Below are 12,790 nucleotides of genomic sequence, written 5' to 3'. Positions count from 1 at the left end.
GTGATGACCGTGGTGGGGACCGTCCGTCCTTCCGCCGTGACGATGACCGTGGTGGGCGTCCGTCGTACCCGCGTCGTGATGACGACCGTGGCGGCCGTCCCACCGGTGGTGGCGACCGTCCGTCGTACCCGCGCCGTGATGACCGTGGTGGCGACCGTCCCTCGTACCCGCGTCGCGACGACCGTGGTGGGGACCGTCCGTCCTTCCGCCGTGACGATGACCGTGGTGGGCGTCCGTCCTACCCGCGTCGTGATGACGAGCGCGGTGGTTTCCGTGGCGGTCGTGACGACCGTGGCGGCGACCGCCCGTCCTACCCGCGCCGTGACGACCGTGGCGGGGACCGCGGTGGCGACCGTGGTGGGTTCCGTGGTGGCCGCGATGACCGTGGTGGCTACCGTGGTCGCGATGACCGTGGCGGCGACCGCGACTTCCGCGCCGACCGCGACCCGGTCAAGCGGCTTCCGATCGACGAGGACGTCACCGGGCACGAGATCGACGCCGACGTGCGTCAGGAGCTCCTGAGCCTGCCCAAGGGCCTGGCCGAGGAGGTCTCGCGCAACCTGGTCATGGTGGCCCGGCTCATCGACGAGGACCCGGAGCAGGCGTACGCGTACGCCCGCATCGCCCTGCGTCTGGCCTCCCGCGTCGCCGCCGTCCGTGAGGCCGCCGGCTTCGCCGCGTACGCCACGCAGAAGTACAGCGAGGCCCTCGCAGAGTTCCGCGCCTCCAAGCGGATGACCGGCTCCGTCGAGCTGTGGCCCGTCATGGCCGACTGCGAGCGCGGCCTCGGCCGTCCGGAGCGCGCCCTGGCCATGGCCGGCGAGCCCGAGGTGCAGAAGCTGGACAAGGCCGGCCAGGTCGAGATGCGTCTCGTCGCGGCTGGTGCCCGCCGGGACATGGGCGAGCTCGACGCCGCCATCGTGACCCTGCAGAGCCCGGAGCTGGCCTCCAACACCGTCCAGCCCTGGACCGCGCGCCTGCGCTACGCCTACGCCGACGCCCTGCTGGCCGCCGGCCGCGAGGACGAGGCCCGCGAGTGGTTCGCGAAGACCCTGGAGGCCGACAAGGACGGGGCGACCGACGCCTCGGACCGCCTGGCCGAGATCGACGGGGTCGAGTTCGTCGACGCCGCCGCCGTCGAGGARGAGGAAGCGGACCTCGCTGACGACCTCGACCTCGACGAGGACGACGAGGACGACGAGGACGAGGACGACGCCGAGGTGGCCGCCGCCGAGCGGGCCACCGACCAGGCCGAGTACTACGACGAGGACGACGAGGAGTACGAGCCCCTCGACGAGCCCCTCGACGAGGCCGACGTCGACCCGACCGACGAGATCGTGGTCGTCGAGGACGACGAGAGCGACAAGGCGTAATCCGTGACGAAAGGGCGGCACCCCCTCGGGGGTGCCGCCCTTTCGCATGTCCGGAGCGGTGGGCCCCCGGTCAGTCCACGCTGCGCAGGACCAGGCCGGTGGCCGGCTTCGGGCCGAAGGAGGTCGACTTCCGGGGCATCGTGACGCCCTGGCGGGCCAGGTCCCGGACCACCGCCTCCCGTACGGGGTGCAGCAGGACGGCCGTGCCGCCGTGGCGTTCGGCCATGGCGACGGTGGCGGGGGCGTCGTGGATGTACGTGATCTGGTCGGGGGCGTCCGGGATCTGCCACAGCGCGTCGAGCAGGGTCGCGTGCAGCACGGTCGCGTCCAGTCGGCGCCAGGCCTCGGGCCGGTCGTGGCGGACGGTCCGCTCGATGAGGGCCGGGTCCGGGTCGGTGACCAGGTGGAAGGTGCCGTCGCCGGTGAGCAGGAAGGCGTTGCCGCGTTCCGAGGCGTCGGCGAGGGCCTCCAGGGCCAGCGGGAGCGGGCCGTCGACCGGGCGGACCCGGAAGGAGCCGTCGAGGGCGCCCAGTGCGCGCGACAGCGGCAGGCGGCGCAGCATCCGGTGGATGGCGCGGACCTGGAGCGGGTAGCGGGCGGTGTCCACGAGCAGGACCAGGCCGAAGTCCCACGGGGTGGGCGAGCCGTGCTCCTGCTGGAGGCGCAGGTACGTGGCCCAGCGGTGGTGGCCGTCGGCGATCAGGGCCTGGCGGTGGCCGAGGTCGGCGGTGACGGCGGCCAGTTCGGCGGGGTCGGTGATGGCCCACAGGCTGTGGCAGAAGCCGTCCTCGGTGACGGTCGACAGCAGCGGGGGCCGACGGGCGGCGGTGGCCTCGACGACCGCGGCCGCTCCCGTGCCGGGGCCGTCGCCCAGGTACGTGAGGAGGAGGGGTTCGAGGTTGGCCGACGTGGCGCGCATCAGGCCCGCCCGGTCGGTGACCACGTCCGGCATGACGTCCTCGTGGGGCAGGACGATGCCGGCCCCGGCGTCGGACAGGGCGAGGGCGCCGATGATGCCGCGCTGGAGGACGCCGGCCTTGCGCTGCTCGTAGACGTAGAGCGCGGGGTGCGGGTCTGCGCTGAGGATGCCCTCGGCGAGCCAGTCCCGGAGGGTGCGGGCGGCCTGTTCGTTGCGCGCGGCCGGGGTCTCGGCCTGCGGCAGGATCAGCCGCACGATGTTGTGCGGATCGGCGGATTCGAGGTAGTCGACTCCGTCGGGGCGCACGACCACGTCGTACGGCGGGGAGGTCACGGCGGCGAGGCTGCCGACGCGCTGCGGGACGTAGCGCAGTCCGTGGAAGGGGATCAGGCGCAGCCCGTGCTCCGCGTTGCCAGGTGTGGTCATTGGTGCATGGTAAGACCCGTCTCGCGATGCGGGATGATCGGGTGAGTGACCGGGACCGGCGCAAAATTGGACAAGATCGATCCAAAGAAGCCCCGGAAGTACGCGGGGTGCGGAATCAGCGAATGAGGAGCGGCCAGATGACCCCGCAGAGCAGGACCACCCCCGCCGGCAGTCAGCGCGGTCTCCACCAGGCCTACGACACGGCTCTGCTGGACCTGGACGGGGTGGTGTACGCGGGCGGTCTGGCCGTCGCGCACGCCGTGGAGTCCCTCGCCGCGGCCCGGGCCGCGGGGATGCACCTCGCGTACGTCACCAACAACGCGCTGCGCACCCCGGACGCCGTCGCCGGGCACCTGGGCGAGCTCGGCATCCCGACGGATCCGGCCGAGGTGATCACTTCCGCGCAGGCGGTGGCCCGGCTGATCGCGGAGCAGGTGGAGCCGGGGTCGAAGGTGCTGGTGATCGGCGGCGAGGGGCTGCGGGTCGCGCTGCGCGAGCGGGGGCTGGTGCCGGTGGACTCGGCCGAGGAGGAGGGGCTGGCGGCCGTCGTGCAGGGGTACGGGGGACCGGACCTGACGTGGGGGCGGTTCGCGGAGGCGGCGTACGCGGTCAACCGCGGGGTGCCGTGGTTCGCGTCGAACACCGACCTGACGATCCCGGGGGCGCGGGGGATCGCGCCGGGCAACGGGGCCGCCGTGGAGGTCGTACGGATCGCGACGGGAGCGGAGCCGCAGGTGGCGGGGAAGCCGCTGCCCCCGATGCACCGGGAGACGGTGCTGCGCACCGGGGCGGAGCGGCCGCTGGTGGTCGGAGACCGGCTGGACACCGACATCGAGGGTGCCTTCAACGGGGAGGTGGACTCGCTGCTGGTGCTGACCGGGGTGACGGACGCGGCGCAGCTGCTGCGGGCCGTGCCGCAGCACCGGCCGACGTACGTGGACCGGGACCTGCGCGGGCTGCTGACCGGGCAGCCGGAGGTGGAGCAGGCCGGGGACGGCTTCCGCTGCGGCGGGTGGACGGCGGTCGCGCTGGACGACGTACTGGACCTGCGGGGCGAGGGGGACCCCCTGGACGGGCTGCGGGCGCTGTGCGCGGCGGCGTGGACGCGGGCGGGGGAGGGCTCCTGCGCTCTGGACGCGGGGAAGGCCCTCGACCTGCTGGGGCTCCAGGGGTTCCAGGGGCGTGAGGGGGCCTAGCGCCGCAGCGCCGCAGCGCCGCAGCGCCGCAGCGCCGCAGGACCGTGGGCTCGGGGGGAGGCSGGGGGTGGCGGGCGGTGCCGGGAGCGTTCGGCCGTTCGATGGGATCTTTCGATCAGAGGGTAGGCTAACCTAACCTTCGTGTTGGTCGAGAGTCCCCCTGAACAGAGCGCGGCGCCGGCAGCCGCCGCCCGTGCGCGCCACGGCGCCCGTGCGGCCGGTCTGCTGGCCGCCCTCGTCGTACTGGCCCTGGTGGTGGTGGCGAGCATCGCCGTCGGCGCCAGGGCGATGCCCCTGGAACAGGTCTGGCACGGCCTCTTCCACTTCACGGGCACCACCGAGGACGTGGTCGTACGGGACCTGCGGATCCCGCGCACCCTCCTGGGCGTGATGGTCGGGCTGGCCCTCGGCCTGTCCGGAGCGGTGATGCAGGCGCTGACCCGCAATCCGCTGGCCGAGCCCGGCATCCTCGGCGTCAACGCGGGCGCCGCGGCGGCCGTCGTCTCGGCGATCAGCTTCCTCGGGGCGGACTCCCTGGACGAGTTCGTGTGGTGGGCCTTCCTCGGCGCCGCGCTCGTCTCGGTCCTCGTCTACGTGCTCGGCGGCAGCCGCAGCGCGACGCCGGTGCGGCTCGCGCTCGCGGGTACGGCGGCCAGCGCGGCGCTCGTCGGCTACATCAACGCGGTCCAGCTGATGGACAGCAAGGCCCTGGACAAGCTGCGCTTCTGGACGGTGGGTTCGCTCGCCTCCGCCACCATGGACACCGTCACTCAGGTGGCCCCCTTCCTGCTGGCCGGGGCCGTGCTCGCGCTCGCGCTCGGCCGGCCGCTCAACGCGATGGCCCTGGGCGACGACACCGCGCGGGCGCTCGGCGCGCACCTGACCCGGACCCGCGTCGCGGCCATGGTCGCCATCACCCTGCTGTGCGGGGCCGCGACCGCCGCGTGCGGGCCGATCGTCTTCGTCGGGCTGATGATCCCGCACCTGGTGCGCCTGGTCACCGGGCCCGACATGCGCTGGGTGCTCGCGTACTCGGCGGTGCTGTCGCCCGTGCTGCTGCTGGGCGCCGACGTGGTCGGACGGGTCGTCACCCGGCCCGGCGAGCTCCAGGTCGGCATCGTCACCGCGCTCATCGGCGGTCCCGTCTTCATCTACCTGGTTCGGCGCAAGAGGATGGCCCAGCTGTGACCGCGACCCCCCTCGCCCCGGCGAACACGACCGCGCAGGCGCCGGCGAAGGGCGCCCGGCTGCGCGCGCTGCGCGGACCCGGCGGCGTCTCGCTGCGCGTCGAGGGCCGCGCCCTGGTGACCGGGGTGGTGCTGGCCGCCGTGGCGCTGGCCCTGGCGGTCGTGCTCATCGGCACCGGCGACTTCGAGATCGCCCCGGCAGACGTCGTACGGACGCTGCTGGGCAACGGCAGCCCCGCCGACGACTTCATCGTCAATGACCTGCGGCTGCCGCGGGTGCTGGTCGCGGTGCTGGTCGGCGCGGCCCTCGGGATGGCCGGGGCGGTCTTCCAGTCCGTCTCGCGCAATCCTCTCGGCTCCCCCGACCTGCTCGGCTTCGGGTACGGCTCGGCGGTCGGCGCGCTCGCCGTCATCATCCTGTTCAAGGGCGGTGCGGCCGAGGTCGCGGCCGGTGCGGTGGCGGGCGGGGTGCTCGCCGGCGCCGCCGTCTACCTGCTCGCGTACAAGCAGGGGGTCCACGGCTACCGGCTGGTGCTCGTCGGCATCGGCTCCTCCGCCGTCCTCGTCGCCGTCATCCAGTACCTGATCGCCAAGGCGCAGCTCGTCGACGCCACCCGGGCGATGGTCTGGCTGACCGGTTCGCTGGCCGGCCGCGACTGGTCCCAGGTCTGGCCGCTGCTGGCGACCTGCGCGCTGCTGTTCCCGCTGGTCCTCGGGCAGAACCGGGCCCTGCGGATGATCGAGATGGGCGACGACTGCGCGTACGCGCTGGGCGTGCCGGTGGAACGGACCCGGATGCTGCTGATGCTCGCGGCGGTCCTGCTGACCACCGCGGCGGCCGCCGCGGCCGGCCCGATCAGCTTCGTCGCCCTGGCCGCGCCCCAGCTGGCCCGGCGGCTGACGCGCTCGCCCGGCCCGAACCTGCTCACCGGCGCGCTGATGGGCGCCGTCCTGCTGCTGGCCTCCGACCTGGCCTCGCAGCGGGCCTTCGGCGCCGACCAGCTGCCGGTGGGCGTGGTGACCGGCCTGGTCGGCGGCGTCTACCTGCTCTGGCTGCTCGTCACCGAGCGCAGGGCGGGACGCATATGAGCGCGCGGGGAGCCGGGCTCCCCGCGCCCGGCAACGAGCCCGGCAAGGCGCCGGGCCACACGAGGAGTACCCAAGTGCAGCGGCTGACCGCGGAGAACGTCACCCTCGGCTACGACCAGCGGATCATCGCCGAGAACCTGTCGGTGGAGATCCCCGACCACTCCTTCACCGTGATCGTCGGCCCCAACGCCTGCGGCAAGTCCACGCTGCTGCGGGCCCTGTCGCGGATGCTGAAGCCGTCCGCCGGGCGGGTGCTGCTGGACGGTCAGGCCATCTCGTCGATGCCGGCGAAGAAGGTGGCCAGGACGCTGGGGCTGCTCCCGCAGTCCTCGATCGCGCCCGACGGGATCACCGTCGCCGACCTGGTCTCGCGCGGCCGGTACCCGCACCAGGGGCTGCTGCGCCAGTGGTCGGAGCAGGACGAGCGGATCGTCGCCGAGTCGATGGCCTCGACCGGGGTCGCCGAACTGGCCGACCGGGCCGTGGACGAGCTGTCGGGCGGGCAGCGCCAGCGGGTGTGGATCGCGATGGCACTGGCCCAGCAGACCCCGCTGCTGCTCCTGGACGAGCCGACGACCTACCTGGACATCCAGCACCAGCTCGACGTGCTCGACCTGTGCGCGGAGCTCCACGAGAACCAGGGCCGGACCCTGGTGGCGGTGCTGCACGACCTCAACCACGCGGCCCGCTACGCCACCCACCTGATCGCCCTGCGCGGCGGCGTCGTCGTCGCCGAGGGCCCGCCCGCGGAGGTGGTCACCGCCGAGCTGGTGGAGGAGGTCTTCGGGGTGCGCTGCCAGATCATCGACGACCCGGAGACCGGGACGCCGCTGGTGGTCCCCGCCGCCCGTCAGGCCCGCGCCAGGGCGGCCGTCTGAGTCCACCGCCGGGCCGGTCCGGTCCGGCGGGCCCGGCGCCTCAGAGCATGCTCTTGAGCCGCAGCAGGTCCCGGAAGCCGGCCTCCAGGCGGACCCGGCCCGAGGCCCAGGCCTTGGCGAACTTCAGTTCGCCGGCGACCAGCGCGAGCAGGTCGTCACCCGACATCGCGAGCCGGATCTCCGCCTTGGTGCGCGGCGGCCCCGGGGCGACCGCGTCCACCCGGATCCGGCCGTTGTCGAGGCGTCCGGAGAAGGTCTGGTCGAGGTCGGTGACGTGACAGCTCAGGGACCGGTCGAAGGCGGCCGCGCCGCGCACGCCGTCATCGGCCCGCGCCAGGTTGTCGGAGAGTCGGTCGAGTGCGTCGCGGCACTCCTGGATCGTAGCCATGGTGATCACGACGGTACCGCAGAGCCCTGCGTGGCCGGACCCGCGCTTCGGGGTAGCGTCGGGGCATGACCGACGACGTGTCCGGGGGCCTTCCGGACGTCCCCGAGGAGCCCGGGGCAGAGCCCGCGGGCCCCGCTCCGCTGGGCCTCGTACGCACCCCCACCGGCCACGCCGGGGTCGACGCGCACCTGGAGCGGCTGGCCGACGCCGACCACCTGCCTGCGGACGAGCACGCCGCGGTGTACGAGGATGTCCACGGGGGACTGCGCGAGGCGCTGACCGCGCTGGACGCACCGCCCCTCCCCGGACCTTACGAAAACAGGAGCTGAACCGAACGTGGCAGGAGTGGCACGCCGCCGCCTGGACGCCGAACTGGTACGCCGCAGCATGGCCCGCTCGCGAGAGCACGCGGCCCAGCTGATCGCGGCCGGACGGGTCACCGTGGGAGGCACCACCGCGACCAAACCGGCCACGCAGGTCGAGACAAGCGCGGCCCTCGTCGTCCTCAAGGACGACGACGACCCCGACTACGTCTCCCGGGGAGGCCACAAGCTGGCCGGCGCCCTCGCCGCGTTCCGTCCGCGGGGGCTGGAGGTCGAGGGCCGGCGGGCGCTGGACGCGGGGGCGTCGACCGGGGGCTTCACCGACGTGCTGCTGCGCGCGGGCGTGGCCCACGTCGTCGCCGTGGACGTCGGCTACGGGCAGCTCGCCTGGTCGCTGCAGAGCGATGAGCGGGTCACCGTCAAGGACCGCACGAACGTCCGCGAGCTGACGGTCGAGCTGATCGACGGGATCCCCGTCGACCTGGTCGTCGGCGACCTGTCCTTCATCTCCATCGGGCTGGTGCTGCCGGCGCTGGTGCGCTGCACGGCGCCCGGCGCGGACCTGGTGCTGATGGTCAAGCCGCAGTTCGAGGTCGGCAAGGAGCGCCTGGGCAGCGGCGGCGTGGTGCGCAGCCCCGAGTTGCGGGCGGAGGCCGTGCGGGAGGTCGCGGCGCAGGCCTGGAAGCTGGGGCTGGGCGTGCTCGGGGTGACGGCGAGCCCGCTGCCGGGGCCGTCGGGGAACGTCGAGTACTTTCTGTGGCTCCGGGCGGGGGCACCCGCGCTCGACCCGGAGGATGTCGACCGTGCAGTGGCGGAGGGGCCGCAGTGACAGACGCGTCAGCAGGTTCAGCACGTTCAGCAGGTTCGGGGGGCCCGGGGGACCGGGAGGGGGAGGTGCGGACCGTCTTCCTGCTCGCGCACACCGGGCGGCCGGCGGCCATCCGCAGCGCGGAGCTGGTCGTGCTCGGTCTGCTGCGCTCGGGCCTGCGGGTCAGGGTGCTGGAGCAGGAGGCGCGGGACCTGCCGCTGCCGCCCGAGGTGGAGCTCGTCGCCGAGTGCACGCCGAAGGTGTTCGACGGGTGCGAGCTGCTGATCGTGCTGGGCGGGGACGGGACCCTGCTGCGCGGGGCGGAGTTCGCGCGCGGTTCGGGGGTGCCGATGCTGGGCGTCAACCTGGGCCGGGTGGGCTTCCTCGCCGAGGCCGAGCGCGACGACCTGGACAAGGTCGTGGACCGGGTGGTGTCGAAGTCGTACGAGGTCGAGGAGCGCATGACCCTCGACGTCCTCGTGCGGACCAACGGTGACGTGGTCCACCGGGACTGGGCGCTGAACGAGGCCGCCGTCCAGAAGGTCTCCGCGGAGCGGATGCTGGAGGTGGTCCTGGAGATCGACGGGCGCCCGGTGACCGGCTTCGGCTGCGACGGGATCGTCTGCGCGACGCCGACGGGCTCGACGGCGTACGCCTTCTCGGCGGGCGGGCCGGTGGTCTGGCCGGAGGTGGAGGCGCTGCTGATGGTGCCGATCAGCGCGCACGCCCTGTTCGCGAAGCCGCTGGTGACCTCGCCCACCTCGGTGCTGGCGGTGGAGGTGCAGAACGGCACCCCGCACGGGGCCCTGTGGTGCGATGGGCGCCGGACGCTGGAGCTGCCGGCGGGGGCGCGGGTGGAGGTGCGCCGGGGCACGGTGCCGGTGCGGCTCGCCCGCCTGCACCACGCGTCGTTCACGGACCGGCTGGTCGCGAAGTTCGCGTTGCCGGTGTCGGGCTGGCGGGGCGCACCGCACGAGACCACCTGATCACGTAATAGCACATGCGTTCGGAGCACTCCGGGCGGGTGACGTCACATGGCACCCGGGAAACCTCGGTATCGTCGTCCCGTGCTTGAGGAGATGCGGATACGGTCGCTCGGGGTCATCGACGACGCGGTGGTCGAGCTGTCGCCCGGTTTCACCGCGGTGACCGGCGAGACCGGCGCGGGCAAGACGATGGTCGTCACCAGCCTCGGGCTGCTGCTCGGAGGTCGTGCCGACCCCGCCCTGGTGCGGATCGGGGCCAAGGCGGCGGTCGTGGAGGGGCGCGTCGTGCTGCGCCCCGACGCGCCCGCCGCGCTGCGCGCGCAGGAGGCCGGCGCCGAACTCGACGAGGGTGCCCTGCTGATCAGCCGGACGGTGTCCGCCGAGGGGCGTTCGCGCGCCCACGTCGGAGGCCGCTCCGTCCCCGTGGGCCTGCTCGGCGAGCTCGCCGACGACCTGGTCGCCGTCCACGGACAGACCGACCAGCAGGGGCTGCTGAGGCCCGCCCGGCAGCGGCAGGCCCTCGACCGGTACGCCGGGGACGCGGTCACCGTCCCCCTGGAGAAGTACGCGGGCGCCTACCGGCGGCTGCGGGCCGTCGCCGTCGAGCTGGAAGAGATCACCACCCGGGCCCGGGAACGGGCCCAGGAGGCGGACCTGCTGCGGTTCGGCCTCGACGAGATCGCCGCCCTGGAACCCCTGCCCGGCGAGGACGCCGAGCTGGCCGCGGAGGCGGAGCGGCTCGGGCACGCCGAATCGCTGGCCTCCGCCGCGCAGGCGGCGCACGGGGCGCTCGCCGGGGACGTGGAGGACCCGGAGGGCGTCGACGCCAACACGCTCGTCGCCGGTGCCCACCGCGCCCTGGAATCCGTACGCTCCCACGACCCGGTGCTCGGCGGGCTCGCCGACCGGATCGGGGAGCTCGGGATCCTGTTGGCCGACGTGGCGGGGGAACTCGCCGGGTACGCCGACGACCTCGACGCCGACCCGCTGCGGCTCGCCGCCGTGGAGGAGCGGCGGGCGGCGCTGACCCAGCTGGTGCGCAAGTACGGGGACGCCGACGGCGGGCTGGGAGCCGTACTGGAGTGGGCCGAGCGGGGATCGAAGCGGCTGCTGGAACTGGACGGTGACGACGAGCGGATCGGCGAGCTCACCGCCGAACGCGACGGGCTGCGCGGCGAACTGTCCGCCCTGGCCCAGGCCTTGACGGACGCCCGGACGGAGGCCGCCGCGCGGTTCGCCGCGGACGTGACCGCCGAGCTCGCCTCCCTCGCCATGCCGCACGCGCGGGTGACGTTCGACATCCGCCAGACGGAGGACGCCGAGGGCGTCGAGGTCGGCGGGCGCCCGGTCGCGTACGGGCCCTCGGGCGCGGACGAGGTCGAACTGCTGCTGGCGCCGCACCCCGGCGCCCAGCCGCGGCCGATCGCCAAGGGCGCCTCGGGCGGTGAGCTGTCGCGGGTCATGCTGGCGGTGGAGGTCGTCTTCGCCGGCTCCGACCCGGTGCCCACCTACCTCTTCGACGAGGTCGACGCGGGCGTCGGCGGCAAGGCGGCCGTCGAGGTCGGGCGACGGCTGGCGAAGCTGGCCAAGTCCGCCCAGGTCGTCGTCGTCACCCACCTCCCGCAGGTGGCGGCCTTCGCGGACCGGCAGCTGCTCGTGGAGAAGACCGTCGACGGATCGGTGACCCGCTCCGGCGTGACCGTCCTGGAGGGCGAGGACCGCATCCGCGAGCTGTCGCGGATGCTCGCCGGCCAGGAGGACTCGCAGACGGCCCGTGCCCATGCGGAGGAACTCCTGGAGGCGGCGCGCGCGGACGCGTGAGCGAACGCGCGCCCGCACGGGGACGGATGCCCACGGGGGCCCGGAACGCATGGTGTTCCGGGCCCCCGTCGGCGTCCGAAAGGGCATCGGGGTGACGCGAAACTAGCCCGTGTGGGTGAGGCTGGGGGGCGTACGACGGTATCTCGCACGGGATCCGCACCCGTATGGTCCCGGAACGCGCGTGCGGACTGGCATCCTGGGCGACGTCTCTGACTCCTCACCCTGGAGCTTCGGCCCGTGAGCAGCTCCCCGGTCTCCCTTCCGGTCCCCGCACAGCCGTACGGGCGGTCCCCGCTGCGTACCGTCCAGGTCCTCGGCGGCGCCGGTGCGGGCAGCTGCGCGCACGTGCGGTCCCTCGCGACCGGGCTCGCCGCCCGGGGCGTGCGGGTCACCGTGTGCGCCCCCGTCGCGGCCGAAGGCGAGTACGACTTCACCGGCGCGGGCGCGCAGTTCACCCCGGACGCGGTGAGCGCCCTGCGGGCCGCCTGCGCCGGGGCCGACGTGGTGCACGCGCACGGCCTGCGGGCCGGGATGCGGGCCGCGCTGGCGCTGAGCGGCGGCGGGCGGCGGGTACCGCTCGTGGTGACCTGGCACGGGGGCGCCCCGGAGCCCGCGGGCGCGCTCGGGCGGCTGAGCCGGCTGCTGGAGCGGCGCGTGGCACGGGCCGCCGCCGTGGTGCTGGGCGCCTCCACCGACCAGGTCGACCTGGCGCGGCGGCGCGGGGCCAAGGACGCCCGGCTGGCCGCCCCGGCCGTACCCGTCGCGTCGGCCGTCTCCCTCGCCCCGTCCGGGGAACCGGCCGCCGAAGCCGGCAAGACCCGGGCCGAACTGGGCGCCGTCGAGCGGCCCTTGGTGATCGCCGTGGGCAGTCTCGTGGCGCGCCGCGGCTACTCCCTGCTGCTCGACGCGGCCCGCGCCTGGCGGGTGCTGGACCCGCTCCCGCTGCTGGTGATCGCGGGGGAGGGGCCGCTACGGGCCGAACTCGCCCGGCGGATCGAGGCGGAGGGCCTCCCCGTACGGCTGCTGGGCCGTCGCCGGGACGCGGACCGGCTGCTGGCCGCGGCCGACGTGGCGGTGCTGCCGAGCCGCTGGGAGGGCCGCTCGCTGCTGGCCCAGGAGGCGTTGCGGGCCGGGGTGGCGCTGGTGGCCACGGAGGTCGGCGGGGTACCGGAGCTGGTGGGCGACGCGGCGGTACTGGTGCCGTACGGGGACCCGGGGGCGCTGGCCGGCGCGGTGGCCGGGCTGCTGGACGACCCCGGGAAGCGGGCGGAACTCGCCGCCGCGGGCCGGGCCCAGGCCGCGACCTGGCCCTCGGAGGACGACACGGTGGCGCAGGTGCTGTCGGTGTACGACGAGCTGATGGAACGGCTGCGGGGTTAGGCCGCCCCGCCGGGCC

The 12,790-nt window shown here is 74.5% G+C and carries 12 protein-coding genes and 1 pseudogene; 10 read left to right on the top strand and 3 right to left on the bottom strand.

Going from position 1 to position 12,790, the window contains the following annotated elements:
• Positions 1-488: pseudogene (locus tag AB4039_RS32025) on the bottom strand (hypothetical protein); the annotation flags it as partial.
• Between the two features lie 15 nt (positions 489-503).
• Between AB4039_RS32025 and AB4039_RS32020 the strand changes: the two are divergent.
• Positions 504-1,373, top strand: a complete 870-nt coding sequence (locus AB4039_RS32020) for a tetratricopeptide repeat protein (protein WP_266841539.1) — start codon at positions 504-506, stop codon at positions 1,371-1,373.
• A gap of 70 nt (positions 1,374-1,443) precedes the next feature.
• On the opposite strand, the gene AB4039_RS32015 is transcribed toward AB4039_RS32020, so the two are convergent.
• Positions 1,444-2,718, bottom strand: a complete 1,275-nt coding sequence (locus tag AB4039_RS32015) for a DUF1015 domain-containing protein (protein WP_266838309.1) — start codon at positions 2,716-2,718, stop codon at positions 1,444-1,446.
• A gap of 137 nt (positions 2,719-2,855) precedes the next feature.
• On the opposite strand from AB4039_RS32015, the gene AB4039_RS32010 reads away from it, so the two are divergent.
• From AB4039_RS32010 to AB4039_RS31995, 4 genes are all read left to right on the top strand, one after another.
• On the top strand, positions 2,856-3,914 hold the full coding sequence (locus AB4039_RS32010; protein WP_442272413.1) for an HAD hydrolase-like protein: 1,059 nt from the start codon (positions 2,856-2,858) through the stop codon (positions 3,912-3,914).
• 141 nt (positions 3,915-4,055) lie between these two features.
• The gene (locus AB4039_RS32005) at positions 4,056-5,102 is read left to right on the top strand and encodes an iron chelate uptake ABC transporter family permease subunit (protein WP_266838307.1); all 1,047 of its coding nucleotides are present in this window, start codon (positions 4,056-4,058) and stop codon (positions 5,100-5,102) included.
• Entirely contained in the window at positions 5,099-6,190 is a 1,092-nt protein-coding gene (locus AB4039_RS32000; RefSeq protein WP_442272412.1) for a FecCD family ABC transporter permease, read from the top strand. Before AB4039_RS32005 ends, AB4039_RS32000 begins: the two co-directional genes overlap by 4 nt.
• 74 nt (positions 6,191-6,264) lie before the next feature.
• Positions 6,265-7,068, top strand: coding sequence for an ABC transporter ATP-binding protein (locus AB4039_RS31995; protein ID WP_442272411.1), 804 nt, complete (start codon positions 6,265-6,267; stop codon positions 7,066-7,068).
• 40 nt (positions 7,069-7,108) lie between these two features.
• Here the strand turns inward: AB4039_RS31995 and AB4039_RS31990 are convergent, their stop codons facing one another.
• Positions 7,109-7,456 carry an alkyl sulfatase C-terminal domain-containing protein gene (locus AB4039_RS31990; protein WP_266838306.1) on the bottom strand — a complete coding sequence of 116 codons (348 nt, stop codon included), beginning with the start codon at positions 7,454-7,456 and terminating at the stop codon, positions 7,109-7,111.
• A gap of 65 nt (positions 7,457-7,521) precedes the next feature.
• Between AB4039_RS31990 and AB4039_RS31985 the strand changes: the two genes are divergently transcribed.
• The 5 genes from AB4039_RS31985 to AB4039_RS31965 all read left to right on the top strand — a co-directional run bounded on the left by AB4039_RS31985 (position 7,522) and on the right by AB4039_RS31965 (position 12,774).
• Positions 7,522-7,785, top strand: a complete 264-nt coding sequence (locus AB4039_RS31985) for a hypothetical protein (protein WP_266838305.1) — start codon at positions 7,522-7,524, stop codon at positions 7,783-7,785.
• A gap of 7 nt (positions 7,786-7,792) precedes the next feature.
• A complete protein-coding gene (locus tag AB4039_RS31980) occupies positions 7,793-8,608 on the top strand; it encodes a TlyA family RNA methyltransferase (RefSeq protein WP_266838304.1) in 816 nt (271 codons plus the stop codon).
• Between the two features lie 65 nt (positions 8,609-8,673).
• Complete coding sequence (locus AB4039_RS31975; RefSeq protein WP_266838303.1) at positions 8,674-9,573, top strand: NAD kinase; 900 nt, start codon at positions 8,674-8,676, stop codon at positions 9,571-9,573.
• Between the two features lie 93 nt (positions 9,574-9,666).
• Positions 9,667-11,394 (top strand): DNA repair protein RecN, encoded by a 1,728-nt coding sequence (recN, locus tag AB4039_RS31970; protein ID WP_442272414.1) that lies wholly within the window; start codon positions 9,667-9,669, stop codon positions 11,392-11,394.
• A 237-nt stretch (positions 11,395-11,631) separates the two neighbouring features.
• Positions 11,632-12,774: a glycosyltransferase family 4 protein gene (locus AB4039_RS31965; protein WP_266838302.1), complete on the top strand. Its 1,143-nt coding sequence runs from the start codon at positions 11,632-11,634 to the stop codon at positions 12,772-12,774.
• The last annotated feature ends 16 nt before the right edge of the window (positions 12,775-12,790 follow it).

Origin of the sequence: Streptomyces sp. M-16, assembly GCF_052114405.1 — a bacterium.
In the GTDB taxonomy this organism is placed as follows: domain Bacteria; phylum Actinomycetota; class Actinomycetes; order Streptomycetales; family Streptomycetaceae; genus Streptomyces.
Note: the sequence above shows the minus strand (reverse complement) of the source record. Positions and strands in the feature narration are given on the sequence as shown.